This window comes from Cobetia sp. MB87, from assembly GCF_011319755.1.
In the GTDB taxonomy this organism is placed as follows: Bacteria; Pseudomonadota; Gammaproteobacteria; order Pseudomonadales; family Halomonadaceae; genus Cobetia.
In genome coordinates this window covers 54,842-73,260 of the sequence record NZ_VFBC01000006.1, presented here as the reverse complement: position 1 = coordinate 73,260, position 18,419 = coordinate 54,842, and the positions used below count along the sequence as shown (strand labels likewise).

The 18,419-nt window shown below is 64.3% G+C and carries 16 protein-coding genes and 1 other RNA gene; 12 read left to right on the top strand and 5 right to left on the bottom strand.

What is annotated here, in order from left to right:
- Window positions 1-156 precede the first annotated feature (156 nt).
- The 5 genes from hemC (at window position 157) to CDPAHKCJ_RS05750 (ending at window position 5,906) form a co-directional block, all read left to right on the top strand.
- Window positions 157-1,104, top strand: a complete 948-nt coding sequence (gene hemC, locus CDPAHKCJ_RS05770) for a hydroxymethylbilane synthase (RefSeq protein WP_043333340.1) — start codon at window positions 157-159, stop codon at window positions 1,102-1,104.
- On the top strand, window positions 1,097-1,999 hold the full coding sequence (locus CDPAHKCJ_RS05765) for a uroporphyrinogen-III synthase (RefSeq protein ID WP_346773897.1): 903 nt from the start codon (window positions 1,097-1,099) through the stop codon (window positions 1,997-1,999). Before hemC ends, CDPAHKCJ_RS05765 begins: the two co-directional genes overlap by 8 nt.
- The gene (locus CDPAHKCJ_RS05760; RefSeq protein ID WP_240916679.1) at window positions 2,000-3,586 is read left to right on the top strand and encodes a uroporphyrinogen-III C-methyltransferase; all 1,587 of its coding nucleotides are present in this window, start codon (window positions 2,000-2,002) and stop codon (window positions 3,584-3,586) included.
- Window positions 3,583-4,806, top strand: coding sequence for a heme biosynthesis HemY N-terminal domain-containing protein (locus tag CDPAHKCJ_RS05755; protein ID WP_043333341.1), 1,224 nt, complete (start codon window positions 3,583-3,585; stop codon window positions 4,804-4,806). Before CDPAHKCJ_RS05760 ends, CDPAHKCJ_RS05755 begins: the two co-directional genes overlap by 4 nt.
- Before the next feature lie 515 nt (window positions 4,807-5,321).
- Complete coding sequence (locus tag CDPAHKCJ_RS05750; protein ID WP_166019036.1) at window positions 5,322-5,906, top strand: DUF2780 domain-containing protein; 585 nt, start codon at window positions 5,322-5,324, stop codon at window positions 5,904-5,906.
- A gap of 139 nt (window positions 5,907-6,045) precedes the next feature.
- On the opposite strand, the gene ybiO is transcribed toward CDPAHKCJ_RS05750, so the two are convergent.
- Window positions 6,046-8,511 carry a mechanosensitive channel protein gene (gene ybiO, locus CDPAHKCJ_RS05745; RefSeq protein WP_166019035.1) on the bottom strand — a complete coding sequence of 822 codons (2,466 nt, stop codon included), beginning with the start codon at window positions 8,509-8,511 and terminating at the stop codon, window positions 6,046-6,048.
- A gap of 512 nt (window positions 8,512-9,023) precedes the next feature.
- Here ybiO and CDPAHKCJ_RS05740 point away from each other — a divergent pair.
- The 4 genes from CDPAHKCJ_RS05740 (at window position 9,024) to CDPAHKCJ_RS05725 (ending at window position 13,342) form a co-directional block, all read left to right on the top strand.
- Window positions 9,024-9,989, top strand: a complete 966-nt coding sequence (locus tag CDPAHKCJ_RS05740; RefSeq protein ID WP_240916678.1) for an ABC transporter substrate-binding protein — start codon at window positions 9,024-9,026, stop codon at window positions 9,987-9,989.
- A gap of 176 nt (window positions 9,990-10,165) precedes the next feature.
- The gene (locus CDPAHKCJ_RS05735; RefSeq protein ID WP_240916681.1) at window positions 10,166-11,134 is read left to right on the top strand and encodes an iron ABC transporter permease; all 969 of its coding nucleotides are present in this window, start codon (window positions 10,166-10,168) and stop codon (window positions 11,132-11,134) included.
- A gap of 138 nt (window positions 11,135-11,272) precedes the next feature.
- Window positions 11,273-12,331 carry an iron ABC transporter permease gene (locus CDPAHKCJ_RS05730; RefSeq protein WP_166019034.1) on the top strand — a complete coding sequence of 353 codons (1,059 nt, stop codon included), beginning with the start codon at window positions 11,273-11,275 and terminating at the stop codon, window positions 12,329-12,331.
- A gap of 153 nt (window positions 12,332-12,484) precedes the next feature.
- Complete coding sequence (locus tag CDPAHKCJ_RS05725) at window positions 12,485-13,342, top strand: ABC transporter ATP-binding protein (protein ID WP_166019082.1); 858 nt, start codon at window positions 12,485-12,487, stop codon at window positions 13,340-13,342.
- A 243-nt stretch (window positions 13,343-13,585) separates the two neighbouring features.
- Here the strand turns inward: CDPAHKCJ_RS05725 and ssrA are convergent.
- Both ssrA and smpB read right to left on the bottom strand, forming a co-directional pair.
- Window positions 13,586-13,940: a transfer-messenger RNA gene (gene ssrA / locus CDPAHKCJ_RS05720) on the bottom strand.
- 135 nt (window positions 13,941-14,075) lie between these two features.
- Window positions 14,076-14,552 carry an SsrA-binding protein SmpB gene (gene smpB, locus CDPAHKCJ_RS05715; protein ID WP_043333345.1) on the bottom strand — a complete coding sequence of 159 codons (477 nt, stop codon included), beginning with the start codon at window positions 14,550-14,552 and terminating at the stop codon, window positions 14,076-14,078.
- Window positions 14,553-14,714: 162 nt separating this feature from the next.
- On the opposite strand from smpB, the gene CDPAHKCJ_RS05710 reads away from it, so the two are divergent.
- Together CDPAHKCJ_RS05710 and CDPAHKCJ_RS05705 are read left to right on the top strand one after the other, a co-directional pair.
- Complete coding sequence (locus CDPAHKCJ_RS05710) at window positions 14,715-15,152, top strand: type II toxin-antitoxin system RatA family toxin (RefSeq protein ID WP_043333347.1); 438 nt, start codon at window positions 14,715-14,717, stop codon at window positions 15,150-15,152.
- 69 nt (window positions 15,153-15,221) lie between these two features.
- Entirely contained in the window at window positions 15,222-15,533 is a 312-nt protein-coding gene (locus CDPAHKCJ_RS05705) for an RnfH family protein (protein WP_166019033.1), read from the top strand.
- A gap of 92 nt (window positions 15,534-15,625) precedes the next feature.
- Here CDPAHKCJ_RS05705 and bamE read toward each other — a convergent pair whose 3' ends face one another.
- Entirely contained in the window at window positions 15,626-16,054 is a 429-nt protein-coding gene (bamE, locus tag CDPAHKCJ_RS05700; RefSeq protein WP_166019032.1) for an outer membrane protein assembly factor BamE, read from the bottom strand.
- A 78-nt stretch (window positions 16,055-16,132) separates the two neighbouring features.
- On the opposite strand from bamE, the gene fur reads away from it, so the two are divergent.
- Window positions 16,133-16,555: a ferric iron uptake transcriptional regulator gene (fur, locus tag CDPAHKCJ_RS05695; protein WP_043333352.1), complete on the top strand. Its 423-nt coding sequence runs from the start codon at window positions 16,133-16,135 to the stop codon at window positions 16,553-16,555.
- Between the two features lie 144 nt (window positions 16,556-16,699).
- Here fur and recN read toward each other — a convergent pair whose 3' ends face one another.
- A complete protein-coding gene (gene recN / locus CDPAHKCJ_RS05690) occupies window positions 16,700-18,370 on the bottom strand; it encodes a DNA repair protein RecN (RefSeq protein ID WP_166019031.1) in 1,671 nt (556 codons plus the stop codon).
- Window positions 18,371-18,419: the final 49 nt, after the last annotated feature.

The window sequence follows — 18,419 nt, the reverse complement described above, 5'->3', positions numbered from 1 at the left end:
AGTCCGGCGGATCGCGGAAAGCGTGCCACGGATTTTCCCCCTGAGGTGACTGGCTTTATGATAAGTGTCATCAGAGGGCAGCGCTGTTCGTCAGTCATGTTTGCTCAACAAATTTGAATCAGATGGCGTGCGTTGCGCGCCAGCAAGGAGAATGCCGTGCCCCGCCGTGAGATTCTGCGTATCGCGACCCGCAAGAGCCTGCTCGCCCTGTGGCAGGCCGAACACGTCAAGGCGCGTCTCGAGGCCCTGCATCCTGGCTTGAGCGTCGAGCTGGTGCCGATGTCGACGCGTGGTGACAAGATTCTCGACACCCCGCTGGCCAAGATCGGCGGCAAGGGGCTGTTCGTGAAGGAGCTGGAAGAGGCGATGCTCGACGGTCGCGCCGATATCGCCGTGCACTCCATGAAGGACGTGCCGATGCACTTCCCGGAGTCGCTGGGTCTGGCGGTGATTCTCGAGCGTCACGCCCCGACCGACGCCTTCGTGTCCAACACCTGTGCCAACTTCGATGCTCTACCGCAGGGCGCGCGTCTGGGGACCTCCAGTCTGCGCCGTGGTCTGCAGGCCAAGGCGGCACGCCCGGACCTGGAAGTGCTGAGCCTGCGCGGCAATGTCCAGACGCGTCTCGGCAAGCTGGATGCCGGCGAGTTCGACGCCATCATCCTGGCCACTTCCGGCCTGCAGCGCCTCGAGCTGGATGCGCGCATCACCGCCGAGATGGACGCCGAGACCTGCCTGCCGGCCTGTGGTCAGGGTGCGCTCGGCATCGAGTGCAACCTGCAGGACGAGGAGATTCTTGCGCTGCTCGAGCCGCTGGCCCATGAAGACTCCAGCCGTTGCGTGCTGGCCGAGCGCGCCATGAATACGCATCTGGAAGGAGGCTGTCAGGTGCCGATCGGCGGCTATGCCGTGCTCGAGGAAGGTGGTAGCCAGCTGTGGCTGCGCGCCCTGGTCGGCAACCCCGACGGGACGGTCATCCTGCGCGCTGAAGCGCGTGGTCCGTCCGACGCTCCGGAAGCGCTGGGCGTCGCCGTGGCCGAAGATCTGCTCTCCCAGGGTGCCGGCGAGATTCTGGCGGCGGTCTACGGCGATGCTCGTGGCTGAGGTATCAGCGATGGCGAAGGCGTCGCGTCTTGAGGTGTTGACAACGCGGCCGGGCTCGCGCGGAGCGGTTCTCGATGCGATGCTGAGCGAGGCCGGCTGCGCGGTGGAGTGCCTCAAGCTGATGGCGCTCGAGGCCTTGCCGCTGGAACCCGCCGCGCGCCAGGCGATCATCGACGTCGATCTGTATCGCGGCGTGATCGTGATCTCGCCCCAGGCCGCCGGCTATCTGGCCGATTGGCTGGAGGAGTGGTGGCCACAGCTGCCCGAAGGCGTCAGCTTCTATGCCGTCGGCGCGGCTACGGCCGAAGTGCTGCATTCGCGGCTGGGCGTGCCGGTGCGTGTTCCGCCGCGCGCCACGCGTGGTGAGCATGCCGAGCGTGATGCGCCGGTCGGTACCACCAGCGAAGCCCTGCTGTCGCTGCCGTCGCTAAGGGCGCTTGCGGGGCAGCGCTGGTTGCTGGTGGCCGGTGAAGGCGGGCGTCCGCTGCTGGAAGAGACGCTGGTGGCACGGGGTGCCCAGGTCACGCGGCTGGCACTTTATCGACGCCTTCCGTTGGCTTTGTCGCCGCAACAGGCTGGCCGTCTGGCGGCGGGCGCGTATGATGCAATGGTGGTGACCAGCAATGAACTGCTCGAGACGGTGATGGCGTCGGTGACGCCGCAGGCCTTGCACCAACCGCTAATCGTGTCGAGCCACCGTTTGGCTACACTGGCACACGCTCATGGTTTCGAGCGCGTGACGGTCGCCGAGGACGCTTCACCCGGGGCCCTGACGCAGGCAGTACTTCGCGCCTGCGCCCCCTTCAGCAAGACTCGCCATGCAGTGACCGGCGCCACTGCGCCTGGTCCGCGTGAGGCCATCGATTCCCAAGAATCCGGAAAAGGGCAAGCGTAGATGAGCAACCGAGAACACGATCAGGAAGATAACGGCTCTGCCGGCATGACGCCCGGCAAGTCGGGCGACAAGGATGCTGCCGCTCGCGCATCAGATGCTTCTTCCGCTCCCGGCGTTTCCGCCGATGACACTGCCTCTGGCCGCCCTGGCGCCGAGGCCTCCCGTTCGTCCTCTTCCTCGTCATCCGACACGGCTGATGCCCCGCGCGAGCGCCGCTCGCGAGGTGGGCGCAATCGTCGTGGGCGTGGCAAGGGGCAGGGCAGCTCCTCCTCTTCAACCTCATCCTCCACTGCCAGTGAGTCCACGCCCGTGAGCCAGACTTCAGACGACAACGCATCGACGCCTTCCGGCGCTAAATCGCCGCTTGCGGAGCGTAGCGAATCCGCAAAAGAGGCGTCTGCCGCCAAGCCGAGTGCTGGCAAGGCCTCTTCCAGCAAGGCGTCTCCCGGCAAGCCCTCCACGCCGGCTGGCAAGACGGCCAGCGCCGGTGGTGCAGGCCTGGGTGGCGCGACGGCGCCCGGCGCGGCGGCGCCCGGCACGCCGCCGCCCGGCGAGCCGCAGGGCAAGAAGAGCAAGGCCGGCAGCATCGCGCTGGTTCTCGTCATCGTGCTGGCCATCGTGGTCGCGGTGCTGGCGTGGCTCGGCTGGCAGCGTCTGAATGCGCTACCGGATGCCCAGGGCCTCGACAAGCAGGTCAACGAGAGCGTGACTCAGCAGGTCGGGCAGGTCTCCAGCAAGGTCGATGGCCTGTCGAGCACGCTCGAGAAGAATGAATCCCGCGTCAGCGAGCTCGACAAGCGCCTGTCCAGCGAAAGCCAGGACACCGAGCAGGCCCTCAACAAGGTGCTCGAGGAGCTCAGCAAGTCCCAGCAGACGGACGCGCGTGACTGGCACTACGCGGAAGCCGAGTACCTGCTGCGCCTCGCCAACCAGCGTCTGCAACTGGAGCGCGACGTGAACGGTGCCGATGCGCTGCTCGAGAACGCCGATGCGCGCATCGCGGCGGCCAACAACCCGGCGCTGCTGCCGGTACGCAAGGCCATCCAGTCCGAACTGGCCAGCCTGGACAGCGTGCCGCGCGTGGATCGCAGCGGTATCTATCTGGCGCTGCTCGCCGAGCAGGAACAGCTGGCGCGTCTGCCGCTCAAGCAGGACGTGGCCGAGATCGCCGCCAAGGTCGAGAACGACGCAGCGCCGACAGGCGGTTGGCAGCAGCAGCTGGCCCGTTTCGGCAACGAGCTGAAGGACCTGGTCACCGTGCGTCGTCATGACGAGGCCCTGGAAGCCCTGATCACGCCGGAGCAGGAATCCTACCTGCGCCAGAACGTGCGCCTGGTGCTGGAGCAGGCGCAGCTGGCGCTGCTCAAGGAAGAGCCGAAGCTCTACCAGGCCGCCATCGACAAGGCCATCACCTTGGTCAATGGCTACTACGACACCAAGACCGATGGCGTGCAGAATGCCATCGCCAAGCTGGAAGAGCTCAAGAGCAAGACCATCCGTCCGGAGCTGCCTGACATCTCCGCCTCTCTGAGCAAGCTGCGTGAGCTGATCGAGCGCCGCGCCCAGCAAGGGGGTGGCAACGCATGAGAGTCCTGATACTGCTGATCATCATCGGGCTGGCCATCGGTGCCCTGTTCGGGCAACTGATGCAGGCCTTCCCGGGCTACTGGCTGATTCGCGTCGGCGATACCTCGGTCCAGACCTCCTTCTGGTTCGGCTTGATCCTGCTGTTCGCGGGCTTCGTGGTGCTGCACTTCGGTCTGCGCCTGCTGTCGCGCTTCGCGCATCCGTTCTCCCGCCTCAAGGTGTGGAACAGCCGTACCCGTCATCGCAATGCCACGCGCAAGACCGTGCGGGGGCTGGTGGCGCTGGCCGAAGGCCGCTGGAAGCGGGCCGAGAAGTCGCTGACCCACTCGGCGGAAGATTCCAGCACGCCGCTGGTCAACTACCTCTCCGCTGCCCTGGCCGCGCACTATCAGGGACGCTTCGAGCAGGCGGACACGCTGCTCAAGCGGGCGCATGAGTCCACCCAGGGCTCCGAGAGTGCCGTGGGTCTGGTGCAGGCACAGCTGATGCTGGACCGCCAGCAGCATGAACAGGCGCTGGCGACCCTGACGCGTCTCGACAAGCAGCTGGGCGAGCACCCGCAGGTGCTCAAGCTGCTCAAGCAGGCCTATCTGGCGGTCAATGACTGGGATGGTCTGCGTCGTCTGATGCCGCGTCTCGACAAGCAGGACCTCATCTCCCCCGAGGAGAAGAAGGAGCTGGAACAGCGTGCCTATGTGGCGCTGATCCAGCAGGCCGCGCGCAATCCGGAAGACATCGAGCGCGTGCGCAACCTATGGGCCGACATGCCGGATCACCTGCGTACCGACGTGAATCTGGTCGCGCTCTACGCCGAAGCGCTGATCGCCGGTGGCCAGGAGGGTCTGGCCGAGCGTCTGCTGCGTCACTCCCTCAAGGAGTGCTGGGATTCGCGTCTGGTGCTGCGCTACGGCCTGCTGGACGTGGATGCACCGCGTCAGCTGGTGTATGCCGAGAAGTGGCTGCAGGAGCGTCCGAATGATCCGGACCTGCTGCTGTCGCTGGGCCGTCTGGCACTGCGCAACGCCAGCTGGGGCAAGGCTCAGGAGTACTTCGAGGCTAGCCAGCGCCAGCGTCCGAGCGGTACGGTGTGTGCTGAACTCGCGCGTCTGTTCGCCAACCTTGGCGAGCACAACAAGAGTCAGCTCTACTACCGTCAGAGCGTCGAGCTGCTGGATCGCTCACTGCCGGCCCTGCCGCAGCCGAGCAAGGACAACGCCTGAGGAGCGGCCGCCGAGTGCCAACCGTCGAGTGCCAGCCAGTCAGTGCCAACCAAGGCATGACAGGCGTCATGAGGGCGGGCGGACAAGGCACTCGGCGGCTTGCACGATATTTCCTTGTTTGATGAAAGGTATTGCCCAATTGCACCGGTCGCGCTGTCGGCCGGTGATGCAGGTTTCTCTCCGGGGTATCCAGGTTCACACGCTGTGTGACGGGATGCCCTTCTTTTTGCCCGTATGACGGGCGCTGTGGGCATTCTCTCCCAGGCTTTCGTCCTGTCAGCATGCCGCCGTGAGGTGTCGGCGGGTGCATGTTGGCGTGGGCATGGCCAGTGCCGGATTTCTCGTTGCTGATCCGGCAACGATGCGTCCGGGCCTGCATGGCCAGAGCGTGATCGTATGGCGCTGGCTGGAAGCGATTCCTCCGTGCGATGATTCTGCGTGTCGGATGCACCCATGCACGTGGTGCATCTACGGGCCGAGTCCGGTCCGTTTCCCCAAGCGATGATGGAGTCTGCATGTTGCATAAGTCCCTGGCCCTGATGGGCGCCTCTGTACTGGCCGTATCACTGGCCGGTTGTGCCGCTACCGGTAACAGCTCTTCCAGCAACGCCGCCAGCTCCTCCAGCTCGTCCAGCTCCATGATGAGCCTCGCCAGCAGCATGCTGAGCAGCCAGACAGGTCAGTCCCTGCCGGCAGCCGACCTGATGTCCAGCCTGACCTCCCAGCTGGGTGTGTCCTCCACTCAGGCGCTGGGTGGCTCTGCTGCCATGCTGGCCCTGGCCCAGTCCCAGCTTGGCACCAGCGCGACCTCCGAGCTGTCCACCGAAGTGCCGCAGCTGTCCAGCCTGACCAGCAGCAGCTCGCTGTCCACGCTCTCCAGCCTGGCGAGCCTGAGCGGCAACGACAATGCCAAGGCTTTGGCCAGCACCGTCGGCAATGTCGATGACAGCGCGTCTCTGGACAGCGCCTTCTCCGCGCTGGGCATGGACAGCAGCATGGTCTCCCAGTTCGCGCCGGTGCTGCTCAGCTACATGGGCGGCGAAGGCGTCAGCTCGACGCTGCTGAGCTCGCTGTCCAGCATGTGGGGCACCGGCTCCTGAGCCAGCCTCGCGCATGAGGTGTGAGGCAGCGTTTTATGCCCGCACATGAAAACGCCCCCGAGCCACTGGCTCGGGGGCGTTTTCGTTTCAGGACGGCTGCCTTCGCAGACAGCCGTGCCGGAATACCGCTTACGCTTGATCAGTCGCCGTCGGCATCCGGTTGGGTGGTCTGACGGATGCGCTGTTCCTCGGCATCCACGACTTCGCCATCCTTGGTGGCATGGCGGGTCAGCGGGTTCTCCTCGCGACGCTTGGCGACCTTGGCGGCGGCCTCGCGCTGCTCGGGGGTCTTCGGCTGACCGGCGGCGGAGCCATCGATCACGAACGGCGCCTGCATGGTGCGTACGTTGGCCGGCGGCGCGCCACCGTCCTTGTCCTGACCGAAGTACATGGTCATGTGCGGGAACGGGATCTCGATGCCGGCTGCATCGAAGTGCTGCTTCACGAGCTTGTTGTACTCGCGGCCGATGGCCCACTGGTTGCCCGGGCTGGTCTTGATCATCACGCGGATGTTGACCGAGCTGTCGGCCAGGGCCGAGACGCCGGCGATGGTGACCGGCTCGAGAATCTCCGGACCATAGCTGCCTTCCTGCAGCTCATCGAAGGCCGCACGCAGGTGCACGATGGCGTGGTCGACATTCTCGCGATAGGAGATACCGTATTCGCCGACATGGTAGGCGAAGTCACGCATGTAGTTGGAGACGGTATCCACCGACGAGAACGGCACGATATGGAAGGTGCCGGACAGGTCGCGGATACCCACCGAGCGGATGGTCAGGCGTTCCGCGGTACCGGTCACGCCGCCGGCGGTGACCACGTCACCCGTGTTGATAGCGTTCTCCAGCTGGATGAACACGCCGGTGATGATGTCCTGCACCATTTTCTGGGCGCCGAAACCGATCGCCAGACCCAGCACACCGGCACCGGCCAGCAGCGGCGCGATGTCGATGCCGATCTCCGACAGCACGATCATCGCGGTGAAGACGATCATCGCGATGGCGATGGCATTGCGGAACAGTGCCAGCAGGGTTTCCACGCGTGAGGACGGCTTGCCCTTGCCGGTATCGGGATTGAGCTTGTGCTCGATCATGCTGGCGATGCCGACCCAGATCACGACCGCGAAGGCGAGAATGAACAGCACATGGAAGATACGTGACAGCAGCAGGGCACCGGCATCCGTCGCCAGCCACTCACCCAGTGCCACGATGTGCCAGGCATTCAGCACCATGCCGATTACCACGATGACGATGATGGCGCGCATGATGCGCAGCGCGGTCGGGATGTAGGAGTTGAGGCGCTTCTCGAGCATCGGCAGCTGACCGCGCAGCTTGTCGGAGACCTGGATGCGCTTGCCGATCAACTGGGTAAGCACCTGGGAGAGCAGGTAGCCGCCCCCGATGGCGCACAGTGTCTTGAGCGTCGCCCCCATCATGAAGGGCAGGGCAGTTTCCGGTGTGGTCTGCGAGATCACGAACAGCGTGATGAAGTAGGCCAGTGCGAAGAGATGCCAGGTGCTGGCCAGGATACGCAGGGCTATCGCGACCAGGCTGTTGCGGGTTTCCTGTGCCTGATTCAGAAGACGGTCACGCAGGATGATGCGATTGCGCGTGATGACGACGATGGCCCAGACAAGTGTCACGGCCATGATCAGCAGGTTGACGAAGCTGCCCACGGCTGGCGCCAGGTTGTTGTTGACCATCGGAACCACGACGAGAATGCCATAGCCGATGAAGCCGGCCAGCATCGCCAGCGAGCGATTCCAGTAGCGTGCGACCTCATCACGCATCGGGAACAGGCGCAGGCCCTTGAAGTCCGAGGAGAACAGCATGCGCATCAAGGCCTTGACCAGCTCGATCACCAGGTAGGCGTTGAGGAACATCGACTCTCGCTGACCGATCACGCCCTGTTCGCCATAGGCGAAGATGGCGAGCAGATAGCCGCCGAGGAAGGCGAGACCGATGACCGCGATGTCCACCACTGCCGCGATGAGCACCGCCAGCAGGGTGCGCAGCAGCGGACTGCGATGCTGGCCATCCAGTGACCACTGGCTGACGCGCCCGAAGAGCGGACGGGCCAGCCGGCGCAGGATCAGGAACAGCCCGATGGTCGAGATGACCACCAGTCCCAGACTGATGGCTTCGGTCGTGAAGTGCTCCCAGTCGATACTGCTGGCGTCTTCGCTCCCGATGCCGCTGAGTGTCTCCATCATCCGGTCCAGCGTGGCGGACAGCTCCGCGACCAGGTCCTGGCTGATCTCGGCAAGCTGGCGCGAGAGTGACGGCGAGTCCTCGCTCAGGGTGACGTCTTCCCCCGCCACCTCGACGGCTTGCTCACTTGCCTTGCTGTCCAGCTGTCGCAGGCCTTCGATCAGGGCCTCGCGTTGACTGGGGTCTTCCAGCAGCGTGGCCAGGCTCTCATAGGAAGATGTCGCGCCATCGCCGCTGCCATCGTCGGTCGGGGCGGCATGGGACAGGCTGCTGAACCCGAGGCTCAACACCATCAACAGCATCATCATGCCGGACATCAGCCAGGCAGGTAGCCATGAGTCCGGTTGGCGTGAGGCAGCAAGGGCGGGAGGGGAGTGCGGGGGTGTCGGAATCGCCACAGATGGCTTCTCCATGTCGGTGAGTGTGTGAGGCGTCGGGGTAGAAAGCGAGAGCAGGCTCCGGATATGCATCAGAGGCTCGCAAGCGTCCCATCGATAACGCGAGGATCTGTCAGGTAGATGTTGAAGGGGCGTCACGCGCGTCCTGCGCGCACGCCGAGCGAGAGTCCATCCCTCAGTTATCGGGGCACTTGGTACTATCCCAACCCCTGCGGGGACTCCGCCAGAGACATTCTTGCGCACAGCCTGCGGCAGGCGCCGCCATCCTTCAAGGTCTTCTGGCGCTGGTCGGGGGAGAACCGGGACCTGCTGCCACGCAGGATGTTGCAATGTCGCGTTGCATGAACTGGTGTGGTGAGTTGCAGGATGAGTCGGTATTGTTGCGATTGATTATTATTCGTTGTTCAGGTGTGATAGTCATGCGCACAGAGGGTCTTGCGGTATCGTCCTGCGCAGGGCCACGTCTGCCTTCGCTTGAGTGCGAGATCATTTCCTTCATTTCGGAGTACTGCATGACCGTCTCGTCGACTGCTTTTACTGCTCGTGGCATGACCCGGCCTGCATGGTTCAAACAGGGCCTGATGGCGACCTTGGCGGTAGCGCTGATGGGGGCTTCCCTGTCTGCCGAGGCACGCAGTGTCGAGACGGCCTACGGTGAGCTGGATATCGAAGGCACGCCGCAGCGTGTCGTCACCCTGTACGAAGGCGCGCTGGATGTGGCTGTCGCCAGTCAGGTGACGCCGCTGGGTGCCGTGACCACGCGTGGCGGTGATGGCGTGGCGAGCTATATCCAGTCGCAGGTGCCGGACATCAAGATCATCGGTACGCCACGTGAATTCAATCTCGAGGCGATCGTCGCGCTCAAGCCGGACCTGATCCTGGCGCCGCCGGGCCTCGACAAGACCCAGTATCAGCTGATGTCGCGTCTGGCACCGACTGTCGTGCCGAGCGCATCGGCGCTGAGCCAGCATGGCTGGAAGGAGCAGAGTCGTGTCTATGCCGAGGCGCTGGGCGAGACGGCCGAAGCGGAACTCGAGACACGTCTGGCCGCCATCGACGCGCACGCCGCGCGTCTGAAGGCCGAGATGACCACCCCGCAAACCGCCAGCCTGGTGCGTCGCATGCCGGGTGGCCTGATGGCGATGTCCGACCAGCTGTTCGCGACCGGCCTGATAGCGGCCAGCGGCTATGAGCTGGTTGGCGGTGATCTGGTCAAGCCGGGACGCCCGCATTCCGATCCGCTCAGCGACGAGAACATGGCGCGCATCGATGCGCAGACCATCTTCCTCGCCACCATGGACGATTCCTCTGATGCGGCGGTCGAGGCCCTGGCGGCAGAACCGGCCTTCCAGCGACTCGAGACAGCGGATCGCGACAGTCTGGTCGGCGTGAATGGCCAGCTGTGGACCAGCGCCAGCGGCCCGCTGGCCGCGGAAGCACTGCTGAAGGACATCGATCGGGCGCGCGATGATGGCTAGTCGCAGTCATGTCGGTGCACGACGTTTGACCCCTGCGCAGGCAGGGGACCTCTCGCAACCGCGACGCGGGAGGTGGTATGCAGGCTGAAGAGACCTCTCCCCAGGTCCGCAGGCCACGCGCACATGCCGCCCGGATGACCCACAAGGTCTCCGGGCGTCTTGCGTTGCGTCAGGTGATGCCACTGGCCTGCCTGAGCGCCCTGCTGACCTGTCTGGCCAGCCTGCTGTGGGGGGCTGGCGATGTCGGCCCCTGGCAGGCGCTGCAGGTGCTGGCCGGACAGGGCAGTGATCAGGCGCGCTTCGTGGTGCTCGAGCTGCGCGCACCGCGTACCCTGATCGGCATGGTGGTCGGCATGATGCTCGCCTGTGGCGGTGCCCTGATGCAGGTAGTGGCACGCAATCCGCTGGCGGAGCCGGGCTTGCTGGGCGTGAGTGCTGGGGCCTCCTTTGCCGTTGCCGTGGCCTTGTTGTTGGGGATGGAAGCGACCGGCATGCACGTGATGGTGGCGCAGAGTGGTGCGCTGCTGGGTTGCCTGTTCGTGATGAGCACCGTGCGGATGAGCGGCGCACGTCAGGACCCGGTGCGACTGGTGCTGGCCGGGGCGGCATTGTCGAGCCTGCTGGTGGCGCTGACGTCTCTGGCCTTGCTGATCGACCAGCGCGCGGCCGACGAGATCCGCTTCTGGGTGATCGGCAGTCTGGCCGGACGCTCGCTGGAGGCGCTGTACAGCAGCCTGCCCAGCATCCTGCTCGCGATCCTGCTGACGCTGTGGCTGGCTCGGCCACTCTCCGCGATGGTGCTGGGTGAGCAGGTCGCCAGTGGTCTGGGCCATCATCCCAAGCGCGTGCGCAAGGTCGCGATCCTGGTGGTGGCGCTGCTGGTCGGTGCCTCGACGGCCTTGGCAGGGCCGGTGGCCTTCGTCGGTCTCGCCGTGCCCTATGTGGCGCGAGCGCTGTGCGGCGCCGATGTGCGGCGCACGCTGTGGCTGTGCCTGCCGCTGGGGGTGACCATGCTGCTGAGCGCCGATGTAGTCTCGCGGCTGGTCGTGCCGCCTTCGGAGCTGCCGCTGGGGGTGCTGACGACCCTGATGGGCGCGCCCGTGCTGATTGCCGTGGTGCGTGCCCGCCGTCTGCCCACCCTGTAGCGATTGATGCCTCTGGCGCTTGCGGCGTGAACGATGATGGAGGCCAGGTTGGCGCGTATGCCGGCGCCATCGCCTCATTGCTTGAATCGACCGGCCCTGTCAGGCGTTGTCCTGACAGGGCCTTGTTTGGAATCGATGATGTCTAGACCTTCACCGCTTGATCCCCTTCGCTCGGCCCCCACCGGCACGCTCTGGTGGCGACATGGCAAGCTGTCCCTGCTGCTGTTGCGTGCGCCGTTGCTGGCGGCCGGAATACTGCTGCTGGCGCTGCTGATGGCCAGTGTCGCCTCGCTGATGCTGGGCAGTGCCGGCCTTGGGCCGTGGGATGCCTTCAAGGCGGCCTTCGGGCACGGCGAGTTCGCCACCGTCTTCGTGGTGCAGGAACTACGTCTGCCGCGCTTGCTGGCTGGTATCGCCACGGGCGCTGCCTTCTCGCTGGCGGGCTGTCTGATGCAGACCCTGGCCGGCAACCGTCTGGCGACGCCCGGCATCATCGGCATCGACAACGGTGCGACCGCCTTCGCGGTGGCCTCCGTAGTGGGGATGGGCATCTCGCTGGCGCCGCCGGTGATGGCGTTGAGCGGCGCCGTGATCGCCACTGCGCTGGCCTTCGGGCTCTCCGGTGGCATCGGCACGCGCGGTTATCGCTTCCTGGTGGCCGGTATCGGGGTCGGAGCGCTGTTCGGTGCCGGGACACAGCTGATGCTGGCAAGAGTCTCCATCGATGTCGCCAACAGTGCCTACCCGTGGACGGTCGGCAGCCTCAACGCGCGTGACGCCGATTCGCTCACCTGGCTGGGGCTGGCGCTGCTGATCGGCGTGCCGATCGCGCTGTGGCTGGGGCGCGGGCTGAATACGCTGCGTTTCACTGACCGCGTGGCGACGGGGCTGGGACAGCCGGTCTCGCGAGTGCGCCTGATCACGCTGTGGCTGTCGGTCGTGTTGACGGCGGCGGCCGTTGCAGTGGCCGGGCCGGTAGGCATGGTGGCACTGGTGGGTCCCGAGATCGCACGCTATCTGTCGCGCCACAAGGGCGTGCCGCTGCTGGCTTCGGCGCTGGCCGGCGCGCTGGTGATGGTGCTGGCAGACCTCGCCGGTCGCACCCTGCTGTCGCCGCTGGAAATCCCGGTGGGTATCGTGATGGCCGTTGTCGGCAGCCCTTATCTGCTGTGGATACTGCTGCGCAGCCCACGCTAGGCGTTGCCCCTTTTTTCCTGCTGAGCGGCCCGGGGCCAACCCTTGCCGCTCAGCGTCGCATGACAAGTTTCAGCGGCTGATGATGTTGTAGCGGCCGATGATGTATCAGGAGAGTGCGCCATGAGCGCTGAGACGATGCTTGATCCGCGAGCGATGAATTCCCCGGCCGATCGCCACGCCGCGGTTACCACCGATACCCTGCGAGCGAAAGAGCTGTCGCTGGGCTACGGGGCGCGCCAGCGCCATGTCACCGTGATCAATTCGCTGACCCTGGGGCTGCCCGACGGCAAGGTGACCGCGATCGTCGGCCCCAACGGCTGTGGCAAGTCGACACTGCTGGCAGGGCTGGCTCGCCTGCAATTGCCTGAGTCAGGCGCGGTGCTGCTGGAGGGCAAGGACATTCATGCCTACAAGCGACGCGAAGTGGCACAGCGTATCGCCCTGCTGCCCCAAGAGACGCACTCGCCCGAGGGGGTGACGGTGCATGAGCTGGTGCGCTTCGGCCGCCAGCCCTACCAGGGGGCGCTGAGTCAGTGGTCTGAGGAGGATCAGCGCCTGGTGGCCGAGGCGATGGCCGCCGCCGATATCGAGCGCCTGGCGGACCGTGAGCTGGCCTCGATGTCCGGTGGGCAGCGTCAGCGCGCCTGGATCGCCATGGCGCTGGCACAGCAGACACCCTTGCTGCTGCTGGATGAGCCGACCTCGGCGCTGGATCTCGGTCACCAGATCGAGGTCTTCGAGCTGATCCAGCGTCTGGCCCATGAAGAGGGCAAGACCATCGTGATGGTGGTGCATGATCTGGCCAGCGCCTGCCGCTATGCCGACCACATCGTGGCCATGCACGCCGGCCACGTGATTGCCGAGGGCGCGCCCGCCGAGGTGGTGACGCCGGAGCTGGTGCGCAAGCTCTATGGCGTCGAGTGTCGCTTGATCCCCGATCCGGACACAGGCACGCCGCTGCTGATCGGCGTACGCCGCACCAGCGAGCGTCTGAGTGGCAGTGCGACCTGATGAGCCCGAGGCGGTGGCTATGGCAGGCGCCGTGACGCCTGCGTAGCCGCTGCCTGGCCTTGAGCAGGCCTGAGAGAGGGGCTTGAGAAGGTCTGATGAGAGAGGGGCTTGAGAAGGCCTGACGAGAGAGGGACTTGATAGGGCAGCTTGAGAGAGCGGTCTGTCTGGCAGAATAGGCCAGCCGGAATAGAACGCCCAGAAACAGAAAGGCCTCCCCGAAGGGAGGCCTTTCTGTCACGGATATGGTGGAGGCGACGGGAGTCGAACCCGTGTCCGCCGGCACTCCGCCTTCGGCTCTACATGCTTAGTTTCATTATTTGATTTAACACCACTGCCGCCAATGAACAGGCTACAGCAATGCGATTCTCTGAGTTTTAATCTCGACCTTAGAGACGTCGGCCAAGACGATCCTGTTTATACGGGCTCGTTCTCAATCCACCTTGAACAGGCGCAACGGTATCATGAGCAGCTTATGCAGCTAGAGCGTAGTTGTCGTCGTTTGCGACTATATATTTGCAACGTTTTATTTACGAGATACGTTACGATCTCGGCATGCACCTCAGGGTTTGCCACCAGCGTCGAATGCCAGAACGCCCCCATAACAGTGTTACCACTTTACTGCGTTGCTACGTCTTCATCATAACAGGTGGGGACTGTGCTACGCCAGTTCAAGCGTTCAGGAAAATTTCTGACCTGACAGTAGCTTGCTGGCGTGAGCCTCCTCACGCTGTCCTCAGCGGTCGCGCAGGATACGGGCTTTCTGACGGTTCCAGTCACGGTCTTTCTCGGTGGCGCGCTTGTCGTGCAGCTTCTTGCCTTCCACCAGCGCGATCTCGCACTTCACGATCGCATTCTTCCAGTACAGCTTGACCGGCACACAGGTGTGGCCCTTGTCCTGGGTGCGCGAGAAGATGCGTGCGATCTGCTTCTTGTGCAACAGCAGCTTGCGCGTGCGCTGCGGGTCCGCCACCGCGTGGGTGTTGGCGGTTTCCAGCGGGTGGATGTGGCAGCCCAGCAGCCAGGCTTCGGCGTTCTTGATCACGATATAGGTATCGGTCAGCTGGCCCTTGCCTGCGCGCAGTGCCTTCACTTCCCAGCCTGCCAGTACCAGACCCGCTTCGAAGGTTTCCTCGATGTGGTACTCGTGGCGTGCCTTCTTGTTCTGGGCGATCAGATTGCCGCCCTGTTCGGGTTTCTTTTTCTTGCCCATGTTGCCTCATTTGTCGTGTGCGCCTGCCGTCATCCAGTGTGGATATGGCACATCCTTCTGGATGGGGGGAGGCGTGTTACCATTCAAGGCCAGACGGCACTTCATGCGCCGGCCCATTGTTCATGATACGCATGCTGCGTATCCAAGTCAGCGGAGAGCTAGATGCCTACGGTCAACCGGTCTGCCCTGGTGCGGCATTCGGCCCGGGCAATGTTCGATCTGGTCAATGATTTCGAGCGTTATCCCGAATTCCTGTCCGGCTGCAGCAACGCGGAATTGCTGGAACGTGATGAGGACCATCTCAAGGGCAGGCTCACTCTGTCCAAGGCAGGCATGCAGCAGAGCTTCGTCACGCGCAATGACCTGTATGCCCCCGAGCGGATTGAGCTGAACCTGGTCGATGGCCCCTTCAAGCGTCTGCAGGGGACCTGGCTGTTCACGCCGCTGGGCGAAGATGCCTGCAAGGTCTCGCTGGAGATGGACTTCGAGTTCAGCAATCGCCTGCTGGGCATGGCGTTCGGCAAGCTGTTCAGTCAGGTCGCCGCTCAGATGGTCGAAGCCTTCACGCGCCGCGCTGACCAGATCTACACCCAGCGCTGACACATGGCCGTTGGCCAGGGTGGAGCGCCGCGCAGGTGATATAAAGGTGGCGAGAGCACAGGAGCAGACATGACAGACAGAATCACGGTCGAGGTGGCCTATGCGCTGCCCGACAAGCAGAAGATCGTCTCGCTGGCGGTCGCCCCCGGCACCACGGCACGCGAGGCCGTGCGCATGGCGCGCCTGGAGCAGCACTTTCCGACGATTGCCGCCGAGGTGTTTCTCGAGGCGGACCTGGGCATCTTCGGCAAGGCGCTGCGCAAGCCCGATGAGCATGTGCTGGACGCCGGGGATCGAGTCGAGGTCTATCGCGCCTTGATCACCGACCCCAAGCTTGCGCGCAAGCGGCGCGCCGACAAGGCTGCTCGCGCCGGTCAATGAGACGAGGCGCAGGTGAGCATCAAAAACAGCGGGGCACCTTGAGAGGTGCCCCGCTGTTTTTCTGGCTTGTCACTGAGTGAAGAGGACAGTGATCAACGCTCTTCAGGCAGGTCGGCTGCGCCTGCCTTGGATTCAGCACGGTTAGGCTGTGCCGCGCGAGGGTCGATGTCCAGGTCCGGCACGATGACGGTTTCCTGGTCGATGTCGCCACTCTTGTCGATGTTGGAGAGTGAGTCGCCTGCGAAGGTCAACGTCACGCGCTTGTTGATGATTTCGCCATCCGCTTTCTTGAGGCGATAGACGTAATCCCAGCTATCCTCACTGAAGGGGGCGGTCAGCAGCGGTGAGCCCATCACGTAGATGACCTGTTCGCGGCTCATGCCCGGCTTCAATTGCTCGACCATTTCCGGCTTGATCAGGTTGCCCTGAGGAAGGTCGCGCTTGTAGACGCTGAAGTAGCTGCACCCGGTGAGCAGCGACAGGGCGCTGCAAAAGGCGACTGTTTTGATCAAGTTTTGCATTTGCCCTGAAGATTCCCTATCGTTTTGCCTTGGCCGATCATACCTGATACATCAAGCGACTGCGAAGAGTACCCCAGCATGGCCGATCAGAACCATGAACTGCGCAAGGCGGGACTCAAGGTAACCCTACCGCGAGTCAAGATCCTGCAGATCCTCGAGAAATCGACGGATCGACACCTGAGTGCCGAGGACGTGTACAAGGCGTTGCTTGAGGCTGGCGAAGATGTCGGTCTGGCGACGGTTTATCGTGTGCTCACCCAGTTTGAAACAGCGGGACTGGTGATGCGTCACAACTTCGATGGCGGTCACGCCGTCTTCGAACTGTCCCAGGAAGAACACCATGACCACATGGTATGTCTGGACAGCGGCGAGATCATAGAGTTCTGTGATCCCGAGATCGAGCGCCGTCAGCGCGAGATCGTCGAGGAGCACGGCTATGAGCTGGTCGAACATGCGCTAGTGCTCTACGTGCGCCCCAAGGGTGACAAGAGCGATAGCTGACGCGGGTTGCGTCAGGGATGACGTGGCCGGCGAGCCTTCTCCGGCCAGATACACGCACGGCCGCCCCTGAGGGCGGCCGTGCGTGTATCTGGCGTTCGTCTTGTTGAGGAGCGTCATTGGACGAATGGACGTCGACGGCAGCGCTCAGTGGCGGCTGTCGGCAGCGCCGAGCATCTCGCGGGCATGGGCGAGGGTCTGCTCGGAGAGGTGGATGCCGCCCAGCATGCGTGCCAGCTCGCGCACGCGGCCGCTTTCATCCAGCAGCGCCATATGGGTGCGGGTCGTGTCCTTCTCGGCCTGCTTCTCTATATGCAGGTGCTGATGCGCCTGTGCGGCGACCTGCGGCAGGTGCGTGACGGTCAGCACCTGGCCCTTGTCGCCCAGTCGACGCAGCAGCTGACCGACGATCTCGGCGGTGGCACCGGAAATGCCGACATCGACTTCATCGAAGACCAGGCTGGGGATGGTCGAGCGGCTGGCGGCCACGACCTGGATGGCGAGCGACACACGCGACAGCTCGCCGCCGGAGGCGACCTTGGCCAGCGCACGTGGCGGCTGGCCCGGGTTGGCGCTGATGCGGAAGTGGATACGCTCCATGCCTTCCGGCTGCGGGCGCTCCCGCGCCTCGATGGCGACCTCGAAAGTGGCCTTGCCCATGCCGAGAAAGGCCAGCTGGTCCTGGATGTCGCTGGCCAGCTGCGGGGCGGCGGTGGCGCGTCTGGCGCTCACTTCATTCGCCAGCCCCTTCCAGGCCTCACGACGCTGAGCCACTTCTTCGCGCAAGGCTTCAATGGCTTCCTCATCGCCCCCCAGGCCGTCGAGTTCTTCGCTCAGGCGCTGATGAAGGCCATGCAGCTCGTCCGGCATCACATGATGCTTGCGCGCGATCTGATGAATGCGGCTCAGGCGCTCATCGACGAAGGCGAGGCGCTCTGGGTCGAGTTCGGTGACTTCCACGAAGCGGTGCAGCTCACGCGCCGCTTCTTCTATCTGGATGCGCGCTTCCTCGAGCATGCCCAGCGCACTGGCCAGTGAGCCGTGCTCGTTGCCCGGCAGATGCGCCAGGCGGGCCAGGGCCTGATTGAGGCGTGACAGCGCACCTTCTTCGTCGTGATCACAGCATTCGGCGGCGGACTGCGCCTCGGCCAGAATCTGCTCGGCATTGGCCAGCGTTTCCTGCTCCTGCTCCAGGGCTTCCAGTTCCCCTTCGCACAGCGCCAGTTCATCGAGCTCCTCGACCTGGTAGCGCAGCAGCTGGCGACGTGCACGCACCTCATCGCCATCATTGCTCATGCGCTTGAGGCGCCGGTGCGCCTCCTGCCAGTGGCGGAAGTCTTCGCGCAACTGGGCAGCCTGAGTCTCCAGACCCGCATATTCGTCGAGCTGACGCAGATGCGTCTCTTCCTTGAGCAAGGAGTGATGGGCGTGCTGGGAGTGGATGTCGATCAGATGCTCGCCCAGCTCGCGCAGGTCGGCGATGGTACAGGGCGTACCGTTGATCCAGGCCTTGGAGCGGCCGCTGGCGGTGATGACGCGACGTAGCAGGCAGTCGTCGCTGCCCAGTTCGCGCTCATCCAGCCACTGACGGGCGTCGCCAAGGTCACTGATATCGAAACGCGCGATGAGGTCGGCGCGGTCGGCGCCATGCCGCACGCTGCCGGCATCGGCGCGCTCGCCCAGACACAGGCCGAGAGCGCCGAGCAGGATGGACTTGCCGGCACCGGTCTCGCCGGTGATGGCGGTCATGCCACGGCGGAAATCGAGTTCCAGCGTTTCGACGATGGCAAAATCTTGGATGGCGAGTTGCAGCAGCATGACTACCTCCGAGGGGGCTTTGACGTACGCCGTGCTGGGAGAACATCAG

Coding starts and splice junctions, on each gene's coding strand:
- CDPAHKCJ_RS05760 (WP_240916679.1), top strand. CDS start 2,000: ATGAGCAACCGAGAACACGATCAGGAAGATAACGGCTCTGCCGGCATG.
- CDPAHKCJ_RS05755 (WP_043333341.1), top strand. CDS start 3,583: ATGAGAGTCCTGATACTGCTGATCATCATCGGGCTGGCCATCGGTGCC.
- CDPAHKCJ_RS05750 (WP_166019036.1), top strand. CDS start 5,322: ATGTTGCATAAGTCCCTGGCCCTGATGGGCGCCTCTGTACTGGCCGTA.
- CDPAHKCJ_RS05740 (WP_240916678.1), top strand. CDS start 9,024: ATGACCGTCTCGTCGACTGCTTTTACTGCTCGTGGCATGACCCGGCCT.
- CDPAHKCJ_RS05735 (WP_240916681.1), top strand. CDS start 10,166: ATGCCACTGGCCTGCCTGAGCGCCCTGCTGACCTGTCTGGCCAGCCTG.
- CDPAHKCJ_RS05730 (WP_166019034.1), top strand. CDS start 11,273: ATGTCTAGACCTTCACCGCTTGATCCCCTTCGCTCGGCCCCCACCGGC.
- CDPAHKCJ_RS05725 (WP_166019082.1), top strand. CDS start 12,485: ATGAATTCCCCGGCCGATCGCCACGCCGCGGTTACCACCGATACCCTG.
- smpB (WP_043333345.1), bottom strand. CDS start 14,552: ATGGGCAAGAAAAAGAAACCCGAACAGGGCGGCAATCTGATCGCCCAG.
- CDPAHKCJ_RS05710 (WP_043333347.1), top strand. CDS start 14,715: ATGCCTACGGTCAACCGGTCTGCCCTGGTGCGGCATTCGGCCCGGGCA.
- CDPAHKCJ_RS05705 (WP_166019033.1), top strand. CDS start 15,222: ATGACAGACAGAATCACGGTCGAGGTGGCCTATGCGCTGCCCGACAAG.
- bamE (WP_166019032.1), bottom strand. CDS start 16,054: ATGCAAAACTTGATCAAAACAGTCGCCTTTTGCAGCGCCCTGTCGCTG.
- fur (WP_043333352.1), top strand. CDS start 16,133: ATGGCCGATCAGAACCATGAACTGCGCAAGGCGGGACTCAAGGTAACC.
- recN (WP_166019031.1), bottom strand. CDS start 18,370: ATGCTGCTGCAACTCGCCATCCAAGATTTTGCCATCGTCGAAACGCTG.